Raw genomic sequence first — 18,742 nt, forward strand, 5'->3', positions numbered from 1 at the left:
CGTGGCGGGCCGCATCAAGGAGACGAGCATCCAGGAGGTGCGCGAGAAGGCGCGCTTGGACGACATCGTCTCCCAGTACGTCACGCTGCGCCGCGCCGGGCCCGGCACCTTCAAAGGGCTGTGCCCGTTCCACGACGAGAAGTCGCCGTCGTTCAACGTGAACCCCTCGCGCGGGTTCTACAAGTGCTTCGGCTGCGGCGAGGGCGGCGACGTCATCGACTTCGTGATGAAGCTCGACGGGCTCAGCTTCTTCGAGGCGGTCGAACGGCTCGGCGACAAGGTCGGCGTACAGGTCCAGCGCGAGGAGGGCGACGATGCGCCGGTCCGACGGGGTCCGGGCCGCGGCAAGCTGGTCGAGGCCCACAAGGTCGCCGCCGAGTTCTACGCCGAGCAGCTGCTGACCCCGGACGCGGTGGTCGCGCGCCAGTTCCTCGCTGAGAAGGGCTTCGACCGCGACGCCGCGCTCCACTTCGGCGTCGGCTTCTCGCCGCGCGGGGGAGAGGACCTCTATCGCCACCTGCGTGCGCGCGGGTTCTCCGACGAGGAGGTCGTCACCGCTGGTCTGGTGGCGCAGGGGCGGTCGCACTACGACCGGTTCCGCGGCCGGCTGATGTGGCCCATCCGGGAGTCGGGCGGCGATGTGATCGGCTTCGGCGCGCGTCGGCTCTTCGACGATGACCGCATCGAGGCGAAGTACCTCAACACCTCCGAGACGCCGATCTACAAGAAGTCCCACGTCCTCTACGGCATCGACCTGGCCCGCAAGGAGATGGCCCGCACCCGCGAGGCGGTGATCGTGGAGGGCTACACCGACGTGATGGCCTGTCATCTCGCCGGGGTCACCACCGCGGTCGCCACGTGCGGCACCGCCTTCGGTGACGATCACGCCAAGGTGCTGCGCCGGTTCATCTCCGACGACCAGCAGCTGCGCGGCGCGGTGGTGTTCACCTTCGACGGCGACGCCGCCGGCCAGGCCGCGGCCCTGAAGGCGTTCAAGGGCGACGGCAACTTCACCTCGCAGACCTACGTCGCCGTCGAGCCCGACGGCCTCGACCCCAACGACCTGCGGATCAAGAAGGGCGACGAGGCGGTCCGCGAGTTGCTCGCCAACCGGGTCCCGCTCTACGAGTTCGTGCTGCGCAACGTCGCCTCGAAGTACGACCTCGACCGTGCCGACGGCCGGGTCGACGCGCTCCGTGAAGCCGCGCCCTTGGTGGCTTCCGTGCGTGACGAGTCCAAGAAGATGGGCTTCACCCGGGACCTGGCGCGCTTCCTCGGCGTCGATCCGGACGAGGCCGCCCGAGAGGTACGCCGCGCCGCCGGCCGCCCGGCGCCGTCGGCCGCTCCGCCCCGGCGTGAGGCGGTCGCTCCTCAGCAGGCGCCCGCAGCGCCCCGCCGCCCACCCATGCCGCACCCGCGCGAGCCCCGCTTCGCGGTCGAGCGGGAGACGCTGAAGCTCTTCGTGCAGCACCCCGTCGCCCTCGGCCGCACCACCGGCGAGATCACCCCCGAGGCGTTCACCCACCCGCTCTACCGGGCGCTGTGGGAGATCATCGCCGGCCTCGGCGGTCCCGGCGCCGGCACCGGCGACGCCGGCTGGGCCCAGAAGCTCGCCGCCGCCTCCTCGGACCCGCTCGTCAGCCGCATCCTCGCCGAGCTGGCCGTGGAGCCGATCCCGTCCGCGAAGGAGCCCGACTCGGCGTACGTCCTGCAGTACGTCGTACGCCTCCTCGAGCTCCTCGACCAGCGCCGCATCGCCGACGTGAAGAGCCGTCTGCAGCGCTCCGACGCGGCCGCCGACCCCGACGCGTACAACCGTCTTTTCGCCCAGCTCGCCGCCCTCGAGCAGCACCGTCGCGGCCTCCGCGATCTCGTCGCCGAATGAGGGCCTCCCGATTTCCGATCGCCGCCGCCGGGTTGCTAAGGTTTCACCGCGCCGCAAGGAGCATTCCCCGATAGCTCAATTGGCAGAGCATTCGGCTGTTAACCGGAGGGTTGTTGGTTCGAGTCCAACTCGGGGAGCCAGAACAGAGCCGCTGACCAGGCAAAACGCCAAGGTCAGCGGCTCTTGTCATATCGTTCGTTGATCGTTTCTCTTGCAATGCACACGCTCAGGCCCGAGCCGCCTTCTCGAGGCACGAACCACATGGTGGTTCCACGGCCTCGTTGACGGGGCCGGGACAGGCGAGCCATGATCGGTGGACTCGAGGCTCGGCTCGAAGTCCGTCTGTTCAGATCGTCGGGAGGTGCCATGGGAGTTCCCGCATTGGCGCGTCTGACGGCGGATCGCGGTCGCGCTGTCTTGTCCGACACCGGCGATGCCGACGAGATCATCGAGGCGTGCACTGGCGCGCTGCGCCCCCATTCCCTCGCCGTGCGCCAGGCGAGGCCTCGGCTCGCCACGACCCTGACCCACGTCCCTCTTCTCGACGCGTCGGTCAACCTGTTGCGCTACGGCGCCGAGGTCACGGTGAGTTCCGGCGACGGGGTCCTCGACGACTACCTCCTCACCCTCCCCCTCGGCGGTGCTGGAGTGTTCCGCTACGGGCAGTCGGAGGTGGTGGCCACCCCGGGACACGGCGTCATCATCGGTCCGCACCGTGAGTTCGAGTTCGCCTTCGACGCCGCCTGGGACCAGGTGATCGTGCGCCTTGACCGCACGCGGGTCGAGTCGGTGGCGGCCGCGTTGACGGGGGAGGTCGGGCCGGTTCACTTCGATGTCGCGCTCGCAGAGGGTGTCGTGAGCCTCGACGGTCTGCTGGAGTCCGCCGTCAGCCTGGTCGATTCTGCCGCGGCGGAGCATCGGCCGCAGCTGATCTGGCAGCTCGAGCAGCTGATCATCGAGACTCTGCTGCTGGCGCAGCCGAACAACCGGACCACTGCTGCCGACCCCCAGCGTTCCCGGCCGGTGTCGCCGCGGTTGCGGGTGGCGATGGACTTCATGCTCGACCGGTTCGACGAACCGATGACCGTCACCGCGGTGGCGGAGGCGTGCGGTACGAGCGTACGTAGCCTGCAGGCCTGTTTCCGGAGCGAGCTCGGGACCACACCGCTGAAGTGGCTGCGCTCTCAGCGGCTCGAGCGAGCCCACGCCCTGCTGGCCAGTGGCGCGCCCGGCTTGTCGGTGACCGACGTCGCCTACCGTTGCGGGTTCTTCCACCTCGGCGAGTTCGGTGCTGCCTTCCGTGCCAGATACGGCGTCACCCCTTCAGCTGTTCTCGCCGAGCGTCGCTGATCCACGTCCTCGCGTATATCCGAGTGCCGCTCGGCGTCTTTCCGATATCGGGTGTGTCTGCGGTCACACGATCGTTGAGGCATGCAGATATCGCTTCTCCAGATCGCCAGCCCAGACCAGGAATCGGTCGAAGACCGACTTGCTCGCGTCGACCGAACGGTTCGCGCCGAGCGCGCCCTGCGAGATGTCGACCTGCTGGTGCTGCCGGAGATGTGGACGGCCGGCTACTTCTCCTTCGAGCACTACGTCGAGCGTGCCGAGCCCTTCGAGGGGCCGACCGTCGCTGCTGCTCGCAGCTGGGCCACCGCGCTGAAGCTGTTCGTCCACCTCGGCAGCTTCGTCGAGGCCGACCCCGAGGGCCGGTTGCACAACAACTCGGTGGTCGTCGCCCCTGACGGCGAGGTCGTCACCCGATACCGCAAGGTCCACCTGTTCGGCTACGGCTCTCGCGAGTCGGAGCTGCTGACGCCGGGGGAGGGCCTCGGCGTCGCTCCGGTCGCGGGCCCTACCACCGGGATCACGACGTGCTACGACCTCCGCTTTCCCGAGCTGTTCCGCAGCCTGGTCGACGAGGGTGCGGAACAGCTGGTCGTCTGCGCGGCCTGGCCCGCTGCCCGCCTCGAGCACTGGCGGCTGTTCACCTCCGTGCGCGCCGTCGAGCAGCAGGTCAACCTGATCGCCTGCAACGCCGTCGGCGAGCAGCAGGGCGTCGCCCTCGGCGGGCACAGCCGCGTGGTTGCGCCGACCGGCGAGGTGCTCGTCGAGGCCGGCGCCGACGAGGGCTTCACCTACGCCGACCTTGACCCCAGCCTTCCGCGCCGCTTCCGTGCGGAGTTCCCGGCGCTGGCCGACCGCCGGTGGCCGGCCGCGCCCGTACCGACACAGCCCACCCACATGAAGGAGTACGCATGAGCACCACCGCGACGCGCCTCCGGCTCCGCACCACCCACGGTGCCGACGTCGAGATCGCGCCGACCCATCTCGTCGTGGCGGGTTACACCGGCCGCGACCAGGAGGCGGTCCGCCATCACATCGACGAGCTCGCCGCGATCGGCGTGCCGGAGCCGGACACCATCCCGGCTTTCTACCCGCTCGACGTCGACCGGCTGACCACCGCAGGCAACATCGAGGTCGGCGGCGCCGAGACGTCCGGCGAGGTCGAGCCGGTGCTCGTCCGAGCGAACGGGACTTACTACCTCACCATCGGTTCGGACCACACCGACCGGAAGATGGAGACCGTCGGCATCCAGCTCTCGAAGGCCGCCTGCCCCAAGCCGATCGCCTCCACCCTCATCGAGCTGGGCGACCCACCGGCCCTCCTCGACTGGGACGCCATCGTCGTCCGCAGTTGGGTCGACGGCGACCTCTACCAAGAGGGCACCCTCGCCTCGATGCTCCCGATCACCCAGGTCCTGGCGGAGTGGGACCAGATCGGTGGCAGCGCCGACGTCGCCCTCGTCCTCTTCGGCGGCACCCGACCGCTGATCGACGGCACCTTCCGCTACGGCCGCGACTGGCGCATGCAGCTCGAGGTCCCCGGCCACGCACCCATCGAGCTCACCTACACCGTCTCTGTCAGGAGCAACTGATGCGCACCAGCACCGACTACCTCGCCTCCCTCGACGACGGCCGCCGCGTCATCGTCGACGGCAAGCCCGTCGAGCACGTCGCCAGCGACCCGGCCTTCGCGCCGATCGCCAGCACCATCGGCAACCTGCTCGATCTCGCCGCCGACCCCGCCAACGGGATGCAGGTCCACGACGAGGTGGCCGGCCGCCCGGTCAACCGCCTCTTCCTTGCGCCCCGCAGCGCCGAGGACCTGCAGTCCTGGCGCGACGCCGCCCAGGTCTGGGCCGACCACACCCACGGCTGGGTGGGGCGTTCGCCCGACCACGTGGGTGCCTTCGTGGCCGCGTTCTCGGCGCATCCCGAGGCGTTCGAGTCCGAGCGTGGTCTGGCCGACAACGTGCTCGCGTTCCACCGCCGCATCGTCGAGAGCGACCTGTACGTGTCGTACGCGATCATCCCGCCGCAGGTCTCGCGCGCCACGACCGCGCACGCCTGGGAGGGCGACTTCATCCAGGTCGGGGTCAAGGAGGAGCGCGAGGACGGGATCGTCGTCCGCGGTGCCCAGATGCTGGCCACCGGTGGAGCGGTCGCCGACGAGATCCTGGTGTCCTGCATCAAGCCGCTCCAGGCCGAGGACTCCGACTTCGCGGTCAGCTTCACCGTCCCGGTCAACGCCGCCGGCCTCAGCCTCTACTGCCGCCGCCCCTACGCACCCGGCGTGACGAGCGAGTACGACTACCCGCTCAGCTCCCGCTTCGACGAGACCGACGCACTACTCGTCTTCGACGACGTCTTCATCCCGTGGAAGGACGTCTTCGTCTACAAGGATGTCGCCGGCCTGCGCAAGCAGTTCTTCGAGACCGCCGCCCACGTTCTCGGAAACTTCCAGGCCCAGATCCGATTCGCCACCAAGCTGAAGTTCCTCGCCGGCATCGCCCGCAAGGTCGCCGCCGTCAACGGCGTGGACAAGTTCCCCGGTGTCGTCGAGAAGCTCGGCGAGCTGGCCAGCCTGGTCTCGGTCGTGGAGTCCGGTGTGAACTCCGCGCAGTTCACCGCGACGACCGACGCCCAGGGCCTGACCCGCCCAGGCGCCCAGGCTCTCTACGGCGCCATGGGCCTCCAGGCCGAGATCCACCCGCGCGTCATCGGGATCCTGCGAGACCTCGTCGGCGGGGGAGTCCTGCAGGTCCCCTCGAGCGTGAACGAGCTCGTCGACGAGGCCACCCGCGACGACATGGAGCGCTACGTCAGCAGCCCCGGCATCTCCTCGATCGACCGGGTGAAGCTGTTCAAGCTCGCCTGGGATGCGATCGGCAGCGAGTTCGCCGGCCGCCATCAGCAGTACGAGCTCTTCTACTCCGGAGCCCCCTTCGTCGTGAAGGGCTACGCGTTCCGCAACTTCGACTACGACGGGCCGCTCGCGTCCGTCGAGGAGTTCCTGGCGTCGTACGGCGTCACCGAGCTCGCCGCCATCACCGAGGAGGTCACCGCATGAGCAAGCCCGAGATCGAGTTCACCCCGATCACCGACATCGATTACACCCTGTGCCCGGGCGACAACCCGCTGATCAAGGAGCGGATCCTCGCGGCGGACCCCGCCGGTGGCGTGGCCACCCGGATTCTGCGCTACGAGCCCGGCGCCGACTCCACCGACCTGGGCGTGCAGAAGCACGAGTTCTGGGAGGAGGTCTACATCATCGAGGGCTCGTTCCATGATCTCACGCTGGACCGGACCTTCGTGGCCGGCGAGTTTGCCTGCCGCCCGCCGGGCATGCCGCACGGCCCGTGGCGCACCGACGAAGGCGTGACCACTTACGAGGTCCGCTACCACGCTCGGACCGAGGACTGAGGGAGATGGGGACGATGGCCGCAGCCCTGGTCGACTCGATGGCGATGCGGCAGACCATGGGTCGCTTCGCCACCGGTGTCGCCGTCATCACCACGGAGCACGACGGCGTCCCGCACGGCATGACCGTCAACTCGCTGACCTCGGTCTCGCTCGATCCGCCGCTGCTGCTGGTCTGCTTCAACCACGGGGCCCGTAGCGCGGAGGCGGTCACTGCCGCGGGGCGGTTCGTGGTCAACATCCTCTCGTCGCGCCAGCGGCCGATCGCCCTGCGCTTCGCCCAGCGCGGCGAGGACCACTTCGCGGGCCTCGGCCTGGAGTACGACGGCCACCGCGTGCCCGTCGTGCCCGGCGCGCTGGCGCACCTCGACTGCGACGTCGAGCGGGTGGTCGAGGCAGGCGATCACACGGTCGTCTTCGGAGCGGTCAAGGACGTCTGCTCCCGCGAGGGAGACGCTCTCGGGTTTCACGGCGGACGCTTCGCGGACGTCATCCCGCACGGGCAGGAGCCCGAGCACTGGTTCTTCTAGGCCTCCGGCCTGAACGACACGCACCCTTCAGGAGAGACCCATGTCCAGAACAACGCTCGATCAACCCAGCAAGCAGTCACAGCGAACAACACACACCAGCCTGCCGGTCGTCGCCGGCTCGAGCCTCGCCGGCACGGCCGTCGAGTGGTACGACTTCTTTCTCTACGGGACCGCCTCGGCGCTGGTCTTCAACACCCTGTTCTTCCCGGCATCCGACCCGCTCGTCGGCACGATCCTCGCTTTCGCGACGTACGCGGTGGGCTTCTTGGCACGACCGATCGGCGCCGTCGTCCTCGGTCACTTCGGCGACCGGCACGGACGTCGCGCAACGCTTATCGCGAGCCTCCTGCTGATGGGCGGTTCCACCTTCCTGATCGCCTTCCTGCCGAGCTACGCGACGATCGGGGTTGCCGCACCGATCCTGCTGGTGGCCCTGCGTTTGGTCCAGGGTTTCGCCCTCGGCGGCGAGTGGGGCGGTGCCGTGCTGCTCGTCTCCGAGCACGGTGACGGGAAGCGCCGAGCGTTCTATGCCTCCTGGCCGAACATCGGCCCGCCGCTCGGAAATCTCGCGGCAGCGGGTGTGCTTCTCGCCCTCAACAACATGCTCTCCGATGAAGCCTTCATGTCGTGGGGTTGGCGGATCGCCTTCGGGCTCTCGGCCTTGCTCGTCCTCATCGGCCTGTGGTTGCGACTCTACGTAGCCGAGACACCGCTCTTCGAGCAGGCACAGAAGCAAGCCGCCGCCCAGCCCAAGGGTCTGCCGTTGGGCATCGTCGTCCGCAAGCACTGGCGGATGGTGATGCTGGCAGCAGCTACCCGATTCGGGGAGAACGCAGGCTTCTACATCTACTCCCTGTTCGTGATCACGTACGTCACCAAGATGATCCACCTCGACCAGTCGGTGGCCCTGACAGCCGTTCTGATCGGCCAAGGCGTCGCGGTCGTCGCGATCCCGTCGATCGCCGTGCTCGCCGACCGCATCGGACGGCGCCCGATCTACCTCGCTGCATCGGTTGCGACGATCGTGTGGTCCTTCGTCTTCTTCGGCCTCCTCGACACGAAGAGCACGGCGCTCATCATCCTGGCCGTCACCGGAGGTCTGTTGGTCTTCGCCGCCTTCAGCGCGGTCATCGGCGCGTTCTTCTCCGAGCTGTTCCCGACCGAGGTGCGCTACTCGGGCGTCTCGCTGGCCTACAACCTGGCTTCGGTCCTCGCCGGCTCGCTCGCTCCGATCATCGCGATCGCGCTCTACCAGAAGTTCGGCACGGGTTACGCGATCGCGGCCTACCTCGCGGCGATGGGCGCGGTCTCCCTCGTCGCCTCCCTGATCGCCAAGGAGACGCGGGAGACCGACCTGACCGCCGTCGGGCGGGACTGAACAGAAGGCTCGGGGCTCAGGCCGTCGGTGGCGGGATCTCGGCCGCCACCCCAGCCAGCATCATCCGGAGCCCGAGCTCGAAGGCGGCCTCCGCCCGGTGGGCGGCATCATGCTGAGAAGCCAGCGCATCGGCAAGACGAGGGACCTCGACCCCTTCAGGGATCTCCCACATCACGTCGGGCGCAGCGAGGTCGAGTGCGGAACCTATGACGAAGCTCTCCACGGCAGTCAGCACCTCCATGGCATGGTCGACGGGGAAACCGATCTTTTCCAGGAGGACGACCATCCGGTCGTACGCAGCAAGCACCTGCGGCGACCGGATGGTCGTCGTCGTGAGGAGCGGCACGACGCGCGGGTGGGCCGCGAAGACCGCACGGTAGGAGCGGAAGAACGCCGAGACGGCAACATCCCACGGCCCCAGGTCGAGCGCGGAGGTGTCCATCTCGGCGCTCACCTGCTCACGCAGCAGCTCGATGACCCCGGCGCGACCCTGGACATGGTGGTACAGCGAGGCGGTCTGCACCCCGAGCCGTCGGGCCAGCTCGGGCAACGTGAAGTCGCCGGTCTCGTCGACCAGCTCGAGCGCCGTGGCGCCGATGCGGCCACGGTCCAGCAGGGCCTTGCGGGGGCGTCCGGCGCGGCGCTGGGTGATCTGGGTCACGAGAAGCTCTTCCCTTCTGGGCTCTGGAGTCGTACGCTACCGCACAACCTAAATCTAATCGGTTTCGATTAATGAGGAATCCGTCATGTCAACTGTCCCGAACCCCACGGTGACGGCCGAGCCCACGGCAACCGGCCTCAAGCGCGACGCGCTCGGCACCAGCGACCTGGTGTTCATCGTCGTCTCGGCCGCCGCGCCGCTGATGGTGATGGTCGGCGTCGCCCCGCTCGCGCTGATGATCGGAGGCATCGGGGCGCCGGCGGCGTACGTCTTCGCGGGAGCTGCGCTCGCCGTCTTCGCCGTCGGCTTCACGACCATGTCGCGCCACATCGACAACGCCGGCGCGTTCTACTCCTACATCGCGGTCGGGCTCGGCCGCACGGCCGGCGTCGTCTCCGCACTCGTCGCCCTGGTCTCCTACAACGCGCTCCAGATCGGCGTCTACGGGCTCGCCGGCGTCGCCATCCAGAGCACCTTCGCCGAGGTGCTCGGGATCGACCAGCCCTGGTGGGTCTACGCCCTCGCCTGCATCGCCATCGTCTGGTACGTCGGCTTCCGCAGCGTCGACTTCGGCGCGAAGTTCCTCGCGGTGCTGCTCAGTGCGGAGACGGGCCTACTGCTGGTCCTCGCGATCGCGATCCTCGTCCAGGGCGGCAGCGCCGAGGGCGTCGGTCTGGACTCGTTCGCGCCGGCCAACGTGTTCGTGCCGTCGATGACGGTGATCCTGCCGACGGCCTTCGCCGCCTTCATGGGCTTCGAGGCCACGGTGATCTATCGCCGAGAGACCCGCGACCCGCGCCGCACCATCCCGCGTGCGACCTACCTGGCCGTCGCGATCCTCGCCGGGACGTACGCCTTCATCGTATGGAGCATCGTCCAGGCCTTCGGCGCCGCGGGAGCGGTCGAGGCGGCCACCACGAACGGGGTCGGCATGTTCTTCGTCGCCGGCGAGACCTACCTCGGCACCTGGTTCACCACGGCCATGCACCTGCTCATCGCCACCAGCGTGGTCGCGAGCCTGGTCGCCTTCCACAACGCCGTGACCCGCTACTCGCTCGCCATCGCCGCCGAGGGCCTGCTGCCCGCCGTCCTGACGAAGGTGCATCCGAGAACCCGGGCACCCTACGTCGCAGGACTCCTGCAGACCGCGCTGGCGCTGGCCGTCGTCGGAGGCTTCGCGATCGCGAAGGCCGACCCCTACACCCAGCTGTTGATCTGGGTGAACACCCCCGGGATCTTCGGCATCCTCCTGCTCCAGGTCGCTGCTGCGATCTCGGTCGTCGCCTACTTCCGCAAGCGGGCCGCCGGGGAAGGCGTCTGGCGCACCGTCGTCGCGCCGGTCGTCTCCGCCGGGCTCATGGTGCTGGCGATGGTGCTGTCCGCGAAGAACATCTCGTTCCTAACCGGAACCACAGGTCTCGTCAACCAGATCCTGCTGCTGACCATCCCCGTCACCTGCGTCCTGGGCGTGGGGTGGGCGCTCTGGCTGCGCCGCAACCGCCGCGACGTCTTCGATGCCGTCGCCGCGACGTGCGACAGCACCCCGGAGGTGGCGGCGTCGTGAGTGCCGATCTGCTCATGGTCGGGGCGACCGTCCGCACGCTCGACCCAGACCGCCCCATCGCTCGTGCCGTCGCGGTCCGTGGCGACCGGATCGTCGCTCTCGACGACGATGCCGTGGCCATGCGGAGCTCCACCACCGAGGTCGTCGACCTCGCCGGTGCCACGGTGACACCCGGCCTGGTCGACGGGCACCTGCACGCTCTGTTCGGGGTGACCGCCTTCGCCGGCGCGGACCTCTCCGGATGCCGAGACCTCGACGACCTGCGTACCGCGCTCGCTGGTGCCCTGCCGGGCAAGGACGGCTGGGTGACGGGATTCGGCCTCGACCACAACGTCTTCGGTGGCGCCCCGATCACCAACCAGGTGCTCGAGGAGGCCCTCCCCGGAGCCCCGCTCGTCATCGTCCTGTACGACGGCCATTCGTCGCTGGCCAGCGACGAGGCACTGCGCCGCGCCGGCGTCACCGGACCGCGCCGGTTCGAGCAGCGCGCCGAGATCGTGTGCGACACAGCGGGCCGGCCGACCGGGCTTCTGCTGGAGCACGCTGCGATGGAGACCGTGCGCGGCGTCGTCCCGCCGATGGAGCATGCCGAGCTCCACAAGCGGCTCCTCGAGGTGATGGACGGCATGGCGACCACGGGCCTCACGGGTGGCGTGATGATGGACGCCGAGGGCGACGCACTCGACGTCCTGGCCGCGGTCGAGGACGCCGCCGACCTGCCGATCCGGCTGCGAGTGATGCCGTGGTGCATGCCGGAGGACGACCTCGCGGCCATCGATGCGCTCCAGGGGCGTCACGGTCGGAGCTGGGCCGTGGGCGGCGTGAAGTTCTTCATCGACGGGACCGTCGAAGGTGGGACCGCCTGGCTGGGTCACGCCGACTGCCACGGGCAGGGAGCCGACGCGTTCTGGCGCGACCCGGCGGCCTACACCCGGGCGGTCCGGCACTTCGCCGCCGATCGGGTCCAGACGGCGACCCATGCGATCGGGGACGCCGGCGTGCGCCACGTCGTCGAGTCCCTGGCCGGCGTGGACACCGGGGGTGTGCGGCACCGCGTGGAGCACCTCGAGACACTGCCGCTGGCGGACGTACGACGGGTGGTCGGCGCGGGACTCGTCGCCTCGATGCAGCCTTCGCACACCGGCTACGCGCGGGCCGACGGCACCGATGAGTGGTCGACGCGGCTGGGCCGCGAGCGGGCCGCTCGCGCCTGGCCCTGTCGGGACGTACGTGACGCCGGCGGCACCCTGGTGCTGGGCTCCGACTGGCCGATCGCGTCGTATGACGCCCGCGAGGTGCTCGCCTTCGCACAGCTGCGCCGCCGCCCGGGAACGGTTGACGCGCCGATCACCCCCGACCAGGCCCTCACCGGGCTGATGGCGCTGGAGGGGATGACCACCCACGCTGCGCTGGCGGACGGCACCGAACGCACCAGCGGAAGGGTCGCCGTCGGGCACCGAGCCGATCTCACCGCGTTCGCGGTGGACCCGGTCGTGGCGCCGGCCGACGAGCTCGCCGCCGCGCCGGTCAGACTCACCGTCTCCAGTGGACGGATCACACACCGCACGGACAGCCGATGAGCGAGGCGACCGTCGCCGGCTGGCAGACCTGTACCCGGCTGCGCTGGGCCGTCCGACACATGGGTGAGGTACGCGCGCTCAGCCCTGGCTGATCAGGGTCTGGGCGACGGTGCGGACGCGGTCGATGGGGACGGCGAAGCCGATGCCGATGTTGCCGCTGGGGCCGCCGAGGGTGGCGATGGAGGTGTTGATCCCGACGACGCGGCCGTCGAGGTCGACGAGCGGGCCGCCGGAGTTGCCAGGGTTGATGGCGGCGTCGGTCTGGATCATCTCCGGCGACGAGCCGGCGGAGCGGTGCGGTGAGCTGACGATGCCGGAGGTGACGGTGCCGTTGAGGCCGAGGGGTGAGCCGACGGCGATCACGGGCTGACCGATGCGGAGGTTGCCGCTCTGGCCGATGGTGGCGGGGCGTACGGCGTTCGGATCGGTGGCGATGACGGCGATGTCGTTGCGTTCGTCGCTGCCGATGACGCGGCCGGGGGTGGAGCTTCCGTCGGCCAGGACGAGGCTCACCGAGTCGGAGCCGTCGACGACGTGGGCGTTGGTGACGATGTGGCCGACGCCGTCGATGGCCACGCCGGAGCCGGTGCCGCGGCCGGCGCGTACCTGGACCACGCTGGGCAGGATGCGCTGGGCCGCGGCCTCGGTGGCGTTCGTCGCCGCCGCTCCCTGTGAGCCCTGCGGCGCGGGTGCGGGGGCGGTGAGGGCGTCGACGGGACCGCGGTCGGCGAGGCCGATCGCGACGCCGCCACCGGCGACCGCGCCTGCCAGGACCGCGGCGGCGAGGGCGAGCGTGAGGGTACGTCGGGGGCGCCTCATCAGAGCCGGAGGCGGCTGCGTCGCCGGAGCGTCGGCTGACCGAGGTACCTCGGTGGGCGGGCCCGGCGGCCTGGCCGGGGCGACCAGCCGCACCCTGCCGTAGCGGTCACGCACCACGCGTCGTGCCGGAGGGGGTGCCGACAAGGGGGTCGGGCTCGGCGCGGCCGGTGGTGTCGGCGAGGGTGCGACTGGTCGGATCGGGGGTGGTGGTGCGGGCTGGAGCGGCCGGCGGGGACGTATGGGTGGGGCCGTGACGGTCCACTGCTGCGGTCCGGCCGGGCGGCCGAGGCCGAGGCCGAGGTCGTGGTCGTGGTCGGTGGTCGGGTTGTCGTTCACGGGAGTCCTTCCTGGGGCCTAGATGAGGCGTGCGAACCAGCGCAGCGAGAGCGCGGCCGCGGCGAAGGCGAGGACCATCGCGCCGAGCACGACCCAGACGGTGATCTCGCGGTACTCGATGTGATGGCCGACCAGCGTGCCGATGTCGTCGTAGACCTCACGCAGCTCGTCGGCGCTGGAGGCGCGGTAGAACTGGCCGCCGGTGGTGTCGGCGAGGTCCCGCAGGGTGTCCTCGCGGACCTCGACCGACTGCCCGCCGGGCAGCGTGGCGCTGGAACCCTCGGTGCCGTAGGCGATGGTCGAGGTGGGCAGCCCCGCCTCCCGGGCGGCTGCGGCGGCCGTGACCGGGCTCCGGCCGGCGGAGTTGCCGCCGTCGGAGAGCAGGACGAGATGTGCCGGCGCCCGCTCCTCCTCGGACTCCTCGGACTCCTCCGATTCTTCGGACGAGCCGGCCGCGGCCTCCTCGAGGATCTGCTGCAGGTCGCTGATCGAGGAGTAGACCGCCTCGCCGATCGCGGTGCCGCCGTCGGGCGGGCCGAGACCGTCGATGCTGCGTACGACCAGGGCGTGGTCGGTGGTCGGGCTGGTGACGACGCGGGCGTTGCTGGAGAAGCTCACGAGGCCGACGTTGTAGCGGGCCGGGAGCTGCTCGATGAAACTGATGGCGGCCGACTTGGCGGCCTCCAGGCGGTTGGGCGGCATGTCCTCGGCCGACATCGAGGCGGAGGTGTCGATGGCGACCAGGATCGTGGCGCGCTCGTAGGGCACCTGCGCCCGGACCTGGGGCTGGGTCGTCGCCACGGCGAGCAGGGCCAGGGCCCCGACCACCAGCCCGGCGGCCAGGTGGCGCCGCCAGCGGGGACGGTTCGGGACGAGGCGCTCGAGCATGGGAGCGGTGGCGAACCGGACGGCGTACTTGATCCGGCGACGCTGCATGACCAGGTAGCCGACGGCGAGCAGGGCGATCGGTATCAGGGCGAGCAGGAACAGCGGCTGGGTGAGTCTCATCGAGTGCTCCTTCCGGTCAGTGGGTGGCCGTGGCCGTCCGGGAGCGGGCAGGCCGGGGGTGTCGGGCCCGGCGTCGCAGCAGCCGGACCAGCATTCGCGCCCAGTCGTCGTCGGTGGACATCCGCAGGTGGTCGGCGCCGGCGGCGCGTACGGCCTGGGCGTTGTGCCCGCGCAGCGTGGTCATCGCCTCGGCGTAGGCGGCGCGCAGCCACGGGTCGGAGGTGTCGGCCTCGTGCTGCCGGTCCGTCTCGGGGTCGACGATCGTGACCTGCCCGACGGCGGGTAGCTCGAGCTCGCGCGGGTCGACGATCTCGACGAGGATCACGTCGTGGCGCGCGGTGAGCCGACGCAGCGCCGACTCCCAGCCGAAGGGCCGCTCCCAGGTCCCGTCCGCGGGCAGGAGGTCGGTCACGACCACCCGCAGACCCGGGGTCCGGGCGCGCCGTCCGAGCTCGACCAGCGCGCTGTCGAGGGTGGCGCCGCCTGCCGCCGCCCGGGCCGTACGCGGCGAGGGCGGCTCCGCGGTCAGCAGTCGACGCGCGGCCCGGCGTCCGGTGGCCGGCGGCCGCCAACGTACGCCGTCGGCTTCGAGGATCCCGAGGCCGACCCGGTTGCCCGGACCGTCTGCCGCGATCCCGATCGCGGCCGCCGTCGCCTCGGCGACCTCCACCTTCTCGGCGAGCGCGGTCCCGAAGGCCATGCTGGGTGTGCGGTCGACCAGCAGCCAGGTGTCGAGCTCGTGCTCGGCCCGGGTGAGCCACACGTGCGGATCGCCGAGGCGCGCGGTCGCGTTCCAGTCGATGCGGCGTACGTCATGGCCCGGCGTGTAGGGCACGAGCTCCTCCGCGTCGCTGCCGGGACCGAGCCGCAGTCCGTCGGCCTCGCCCTGGAGCATTCCGCTCACCCGGCGTTGGACGGTCAGGTCCAGCTCGCGGAAGGCCCCGTAGGGGGAGCGCCCCGTGGACCTCACGACGCCAGCTCCTCGCCGGACGCCGGCTCGACGGTCTCCGCGTCGTCGTCGCTCGGCGTCGCCCGCGGCTGCGGGACCGCGGCGAGGACGGCGTCCACGACGGCCCGCGGGTCGACCCCGTCGGCCTCCGCGTCGAAGGTGAGCACGAGCCGGTGGGCGAGGATGTCGCCGGCCAGGTCGGCGATGTCGGCCGGCAGCACGTAGTCGCGCCCGCGCAGCAGGGCCAGCGCCCGGCCGGCGGTGATCAGACCGAGGCTGCCGCGGGCGCTGACGCCGTAGGCGAGCAGGCCGTCGAGGTTGTGCAGACCGTACGCATGCGGCGTACGCGTCGCCATCACGAGCTTGACGGCGTACTGCGCGACCTCGTGGTGCACGAACACCTCCTCGGCACGGGCCTGGAGTCGGCGCAGCGCAGCGATGTCGAGGATCTGCTCCACGGCTGGCGGCCGGGTGCCCATCCGCTGGATGATCGTCATCTCCTCCAGCTCGTCGACGTGGCCGACGTCGACCTTCAGCAGGAACCGGTCGCGCTGGGCCTCGGGGAGCCGGTAGACGCCGTCGTTCTCGATCGGGTTCTGGGTGGCGAGGACGAGGAACGGGTCGGGCAGACGGTGGCTCGTGCCGCCGATGCTGACCTGGCGCTCGGCCATCGCCTCCAGCAGCGCGGACTGCACCTTGGCCGGGGCGCGGTTGATCTCGTCGGCGAGGACGAGGTTGGCGAAGACCGGCCCCAGCTCGGTGTCGAACTGCTCCGCCGACGGCCGCCACACCCGGGTCCCGACGATGTCGGAGGGCATCAGGTCCGGGGTGAACTGGAGACGGGTGAACGAGCCGCCGACGACGCCGGCGAGGGTGCGTACGGCCAGGGTCTTCGCGACCCCGGGCACGCCCTCGAGCAGCACGTGGCCGCGGGCCAGCAGGCCGACCAGCATCCGCTCGATCATCAGGTCTTGGCCGACGACGACGCGCTTGACCTCGAAGAGGACGCGCTCGAGGACCGCGTTGGCGCCGAGGTCGGACCGGGCCGGCTGGGTTGGCTGGTGCTCTGACTTCCACATGGGGGACCTCCTGGAGCTCGATGGCGTGCTTCTGCTGGACACCGATCTCATCGAAGGAGGCCGAAAACCAGCGGAAACAGCACCGAAAGCGATCCGAAAGCGCGCGCCGGAACCGATACACAGCAGTCATCCCGAAGGCGTTGCGCGGACAAGGGTGCGCGCTACCGTTCTTGAGCGTGAGGGTCTTGATCGTCGAGGACCAGGCCGGCCTGGTCAGCGCGCTGAAGGTCGCGCTGCAGCGCGAGGGCTATGCCGTCGACGGTGCCGGCTCGGTCGCCGGTGCGCTCGAGAAGCTCGGCCTGAACGCCTACGACCTGGTCGTCCTCGACATCAACCTGCCCGACGGCAGCGGCTTCGAGGTCGCCTCGGCGCTGCGTACCGGGGGAGTGGAGGTCGCCGGCGACGAGCCCCCGCGGATCCTCATGCTGACCGCTCGCAACCGGCTCGACGACCGGGTCCGCGGCCTTGACGTGGGGGCCGACGATTACCTGACCAAGCCGTTCGAGCTGGCCGAGCTGACCGCCCGGCTGCGGGCGCTGCTGCGGCGGCCGAGCAGCGACGGCACCTCGGTGCTGACCCACGGGCCGATCCGGCTCGACACCGCCCGGCAGCTGGCCCGGCGCGGCGACCGGGAGCTCGGGCTGACCCTAAAGGAGTTCTCCGTCCTGCGCTACCTGATGACCAGGCCGGCCTTCATCGTCTCGGCCGAGGAGCTCCTCGAGCACGTGTGGGACGAGAACGCCGACCCGTTCACCCAGACGGTCCGGGTCACGGTCGGTACGCTGCGGCGCAAGCTGACCGTCGGCGACGAGCCTCCGGCCCTCGAGACCGTCGTCGGCCGCGGCTACCGCCTCCGCGACCTGCCCGAGCTCGACCAGGGCGCCACCGCATGAGCGGCGGCGTGGGCACCGGCGTACGTCGCCTGGCCCTGCGGCTTCCGAGATGGCTCCGCACCGTGAGGGTGCGGCTCGCGCTGACGTACTCCTCGCTGCTGTTCGGCGTGACCGCCCTCCTCCTTGCCGGGGTCTACCTCGCGCTCTCCAGCAGCATCAGCGCCGCGCCGCTGGACCCCGTGACGGTCAAGAAGTTCGAGACGCAGGACGGCCACATCGTCTACAAGCCCGGGCAGGAGTTCCAGGCAGCGGACTTCGCCGACGTCCAAGAGGCGGTCAACTACGCCTCGCTGCAGACGCTGCGCAACTACTCGATCATCGCGCTGGTCGTGATGTTCGTCCTCAGCCTGGCCATCGGCTGGTGGGTCGCCGGTCGCGCGCTGCGGCCGGTCGGCGCGATCACGCGCACCGCCCAGGAGATCAACGCCTCCGACCTCACCCGGCGCATCGGCGCGACCGGGCCCCACGACGAGCTGCGTACGCTCGCCGACACCATCGACTCGATGCTGGCCCGCCTCGACAAGGCGTTCACCGACCAGCGGCGCTTCGTCGAGGACGTCTCCCACGAGCTGCGCAACCCGGTCTCCCTCATCCACACCAACGTCGAGGCCGTCCTCGCCAACGACCGGTCCACCCCGACCGAGCGGCGCGAGGCGAGCGTCGTCGTGCTCCAGGCCACCCGCCGGATGCGCCGCCTCCTCGAGGATCTGCTCGCGATCGCCCGCAGCCGCTCCGAGGCGTTCACCGACCGCCAGGTCGACCTGTCCGACGCCGTCACCGCGGCGGTGCGGGAGCATCGTCTCGCGGCCGAGGCCCGTGGCCTCCGGATGGTCGAGCGCTCCCACCGGGGACCGGTCGTCGTCGGCGACCCGGACGCGCTGCAGCGTGCCCTGGCCAACCTGCTGTCGAACGCGGTCAGGCTCGCCCCGACGGGCTCGACCATCACCATCGGGATGGGTGGCCAGCACGGCTGGGCCTGGGCCGCGGTGGCCGACGAAGGGCCGGGGATCGCCGAGGCCGACCGGGAACGCATCTTCGACCGCTTCTACCGAGGGAACGGAGCAGCCGGTCAGGAGCCGGCCACGGACGGCTCGGGGCTCGGCCTCGCCATCGCCCGGCAGATCGCCGAGAGCCACGAGGGCCGGCTGGTGCTGGTCAGTCGTGGCACCGCCGGCAGCACCTTCGTGCTCTGGCTCCCCGACCACGCGATGAACCGTTCGGCCAACCGCACCGACGCGCCACCCGAAGGGGACCCGCTGCTCGGGTGAACCGCCGACCACACGTACGAGGAGTGAG

At 70.5% G+C, this 18,742-nt stretch carries 17 protein-coding genes and 1 tRNA gene; 13 read left to right on the forward strand and 5 right to left on the reverse strand.

Annotated elements, in window-relative coordinates; all coding sequences use genetic code 11:
- Nucleotide 1 precedes the first annotated feature (1 nt).
- The 9 genes from dnaG (at nucleotide 2) to G5C66_RS21425 (ending at nucleotide 8,557) form a co-directional block, all read left to right on the forward strand.
- Complete coding sequence (dnaG, locus tag G5C66_RS21385; RefSeq protein ID WP_165112949.1) at nucleotides 2-1,885, forward strand: DNA primase; 1,884 nt, start codon at nucleotides 2-4, stop codon at nucleotides 1,883-1,885.
- Between the two features lie 64 nt (nucleotides 1,886-1,949).
- A tRNA-Asn gene (locus tag G5C66_RS21390) sits at nucleotides 1,950-2,025 on the forward strand.
- A 277-nt stretch (nucleotides 2,026-2,302) separates the two neighbouring features.
- A complete protein-coding gene (locus tag G5C66_RS21395; RefSeq protein WP_165112950.1) occupies nucleotides 2,303-3,235 on the forward strand; it encodes a helix-turn-helix transcriptional regulator in 933 nt (310 codons plus the stop codon).
- Between the two features lie 81 nt (nucleotides 3,236-3,316).
- Entirely contained in the window at nucleotides 3,317-4,147 is an 831-nt protein-coding gene (locus G5C66_RS21400; RefSeq protein WP_165112951.1) for a carbon-nitrogen family hydrolase, read from the forward strand.
- Nucleotides 4,144-4,824, forward strand: coding sequence for a DUF2848 family protein (locus G5C66_RS21405; protein WP_165112952.1), 681 nt, complete (start codon nucleotides 4,144-4,146; stop codon nucleotides 4,822-4,824). The genes G5C66_RS21400 and G5C66_RS21405 overlap by 4 nt, the downstream gene beginning before the upstream one ends.
- A complete protein-coding gene (locus tag G5C66_RS21410) occupies nucleotides 4,824-6,299 on the forward strand; it encodes a 4-hydroxyphenylacetate 3-hydroxylase family protein (protein WP_165112953.1) in 1,476 nt (491 codons plus the stop codon). Before G5C66_RS21405 ends, G5C66_RS21410 begins: the two co-directional genes overlap by 1 nt.
- Nucleotides 6,296-6,652, forward strand: a complete 357-nt coding sequence (locus G5C66_RS21415) for a cupin domain-containing protein (RefSeq protein ID WP_165112954.1) — start codon at nucleotides 6,296-6,298, stop codon at nucleotides 6,650-6,652. The genes G5C66_RS21410 and G5C66_RS21415 overlap by 4 nt, the downstream gene beginning before the upstream one ends.
- A 14-nt stretch (nucleotides 6,653-6,666) precedes the next feature.
- Nucleotides 6,667-7,179, forward strand: coding sequence for a flavin reductase family protein (locus tag G5C66_RS21420; protein WP_165112955.1), 513 nt, complete (start codon nucleotides 6,667-6,669; stop codon nucleotides 7,177-7,179).
- A 40-nt stretch (nucleotides 7,180-7,219) separates the two neighbouring features.
- The gene (locus G5C66_RS21425; RefSeq protein ID WP_165112956.1) at nucleotides 7,220-8,557 is read left to right on the forward strand and encodes an MFS transporter; all 1,338 of its coding nucleotides are present in this window, start codon (nucleotides 7,220-7,222) and stop codon (nucleotides 8,555-8,557) included.
- A 16-nt stretch (nucleotides 8,558-8,573) separates the two neighbouring features.
- Here G5C66_RS21425 and G5C66_RS21430 read toward each other — a convergent pair whose 3' ends face one another.
- Nucleotides 8,574-9,218 (reverse strand): TetR/AcrR family transcriptional regulator C-terminal domain-containing protein, encoded by a 645-nt coding sequence (locus tag G5C66_RS21430; protein ID WP_165112957.1) that lies wholly within the window; start codon nucleotides 9,216-9,218, stop codon nucleotides 8,574-8,576.
- Between the two features lie 85 nt (nucleotides 9,219-9,303).
- Between G5C66_RS21430 and G5C66_RS21435 the strand changes: the two genes are divergently transcribed.
- Nucleotides 9,304-10,782 (forward strand): APC family permease, encoded by a 1,479-nt coding sequence (locus tag G5C66_RS21435; protein ID WP_165112958.1) that lies wholly within the window; start codon nucleotides 9,304-9,306, stop codon nucleotides 10,780-10,782.
- Entirely contained in the window at nucleotides 10,779-12,362 is a 1,584-nt protein-coding gene (locus G5C66_RS21440; protein WP_338144269.1) for an amidohydrolase, read from the forward strand. The genes G5C66_RS21435 and G5C66_RS21440 overlap by 4 nt, the downstream gene beginning before the upstream one ends.
- Before the next feature lie 78 nt (nucleotides 12,363-12,440).
- Here G5C66_RS21440 and G5C66_RS21445 read toward each other — a convergent pair whose 3' ends face one another.
- Genes G5C66_RS21445 through G5C66_RS21460 form a run of 4 tightly spaced genes read right to left on the reverse strand, consistent with a single transcriptional unit; the run spans nucleotide 12,441 to nucleotide 16,553 of the window.
- Nucleotides 12,441-13,517 (reverse strand): S1C family serine protease, encoded by a 1,077-nt coding sequence (locus tag G5C66_RS21445; RefSeq protein WP_338144270.1) that lies wholly within the window; start codon nucleotides 13,515-13,517, stop codon nucleotides 12,441-12,443.
- Between the two features lie 18 nt (nucleotides 13,518-13,535).
- A complete protein-coding gene (locus tag G5C66_RS21450; RefSeq protein WP_165112959.1) occupies nucleotides 13,536-14,525 on the reverse strand; it encodes a VWA domain-containing protein in 990 nt (329 codons plus the stop codon).
- A 16-nt stretch (nucleotides 14,526-14,541) separates the two neighbouring features.
- Nucleotides 14,542-15,495: a DUF58 domain-containing protein gene (locus tag G5C66_RS21455; protein ID WP_165112960.1), complete on the reverse strand. Its 954-nt coding sequence runs from the start codon at nucleotides 15,493-15,495 to the stop codon at nucleotides 14,542-14,544.
- Complete coding sequence (locus G5C66_RS21460; protein ID WP_165112961.1) at nucleotides 15,492-16,553, reverse strand: AAA family ATPase; 1,062 nt, start codon at nucleotides 16,551-16,553, stop codon at nucleotides 15,492-15,494. The genes G5C66_RS21455 and G5C66_RS21460 overlap by 4 nt, the downstream gene beginning before the upstream one ends.
- A gap of 176 nt (nucleotides 16,554-16,729) precedes the next feature.
- Here G5C66_RS21460 and G5C66_RS21465 point away from each other — a divergent pair, with 176 nt between their 5' ends.
- Both G5C66_RS21465 and G5C66_RS21470 read left to right on the forward strand, forming a co-directional pair.
- Nucleotides 16,730-17,446 carry a response regulator gene (locus tag G5C66_RS21465; RefSeq protein WP_165112962.1) on the forward strand — a complete coding sequence of 239 codons (717 nt, stop codon included), beginning with the start codon at nucleotides 16,730-16,732 and terminating at the stop codon, nucleotides 17,444-17,446.
- The gene (locus G5C66_RS21470; protein ID WP_165112963.1) at nucleotides 17,443-18,714 is read left to right on the forward strand and encodes a sensor histidine kinase; all 1,272 of its coding nucleotides are present in this window, start codon (nucleotides 17,443-17,445) and stop codon (nucleotides 18,712-18,714) included. Before G5C66_RS21465 ends, G5C66_RS21470 begins: the two co-directional genes overlap by 4 nt.
- Nucleotides 18,715-18,742: the final 28 nt, after the last annotated feature.

This window comes from Nocardioides turkmenicus (genome assembly GCF_011045035.1).
Lineage (GTDB): Bacteria > Actinomycetota > Actinomycetes > Propionibacteriales > Nocardioidaceae > Nocardioides > Nocardioides turkmenicus.

Excerpts from the sequence above, each read along its gene's own strand:
- G5C66_RS21400 (WP_165112951.1), top strand. The coding sequence starts at position 3,317 with ATGCAGATATCGCTTCTCCAGATCGCCAGCCCAGACCAGGAATCGGTC.
- G5C66_RS21405 (WP_165112952.1), top strand. The coding sequence starts at position 4,144 with ATGAGCACCACCGCGACGCGCCTCCGGCTCCGCACCACCCACGGTGCC.
- G5C66_RS21410 (WP_165112953.1), top strand. The coding sequence starts at position 4,824 with ATGCGCACCAGCACCGACTACCTCGCCTCCCTCGACGACGGCCGCCGC.
- G5C66_RS21415 (WP_165112954.1), top strand. The coding sequence starts at position 6,296 with ATGAGCAAGCCCGAGATCGAGTTCACCCCGATCACCGACATCGATTAC.
- G5C66_RS21420 (WP_165112955.1), top strand. The coding sequence starts at position 6,667 with ATGGCCGCAGCCCTGGTCGACTCGATGGCGATGCGGCAGACCATGGGT.
- G5C66_RS21425 (WP_165112956.1), top strand. The coding sequence starts at position 7,220 with ATGTCCAGAACAACGCTCGATCAACCCAGCAAGCAGTCACAGCGAACA.
- G5C66_RS21435 (WP_165112958.1), top strand. The coding sequence starts at position 9,304 with ATGTCAACTGTCCCGAACCCCACGGTGACGGCCGAGCCCACGGCAACC.
- G5C66_RS21450 (WP_165112959.1), bottom strand. The coding sequence starts at position 14,525 with ATGAGACTCACCCAGCCGCTGTTCCTGCTCGCCCTGATACCGATCGCC.
- G5C66_RS21460 (WP_165112961.1), bottom strand. The coding sequence starts at position 16,553 with ATGTGGAAGTCAGAGCACCAGCCAACCCAGCCGGCCCGGTCCGACCTC.
- G5C66_RS21470 (WP_165112963.1), top strand. The coding sequence starts at position 17,443 with ATGAGCGGCGGCGTGGGCACCGGCGTACGTCGCCTGGCCCTGCGGCTT.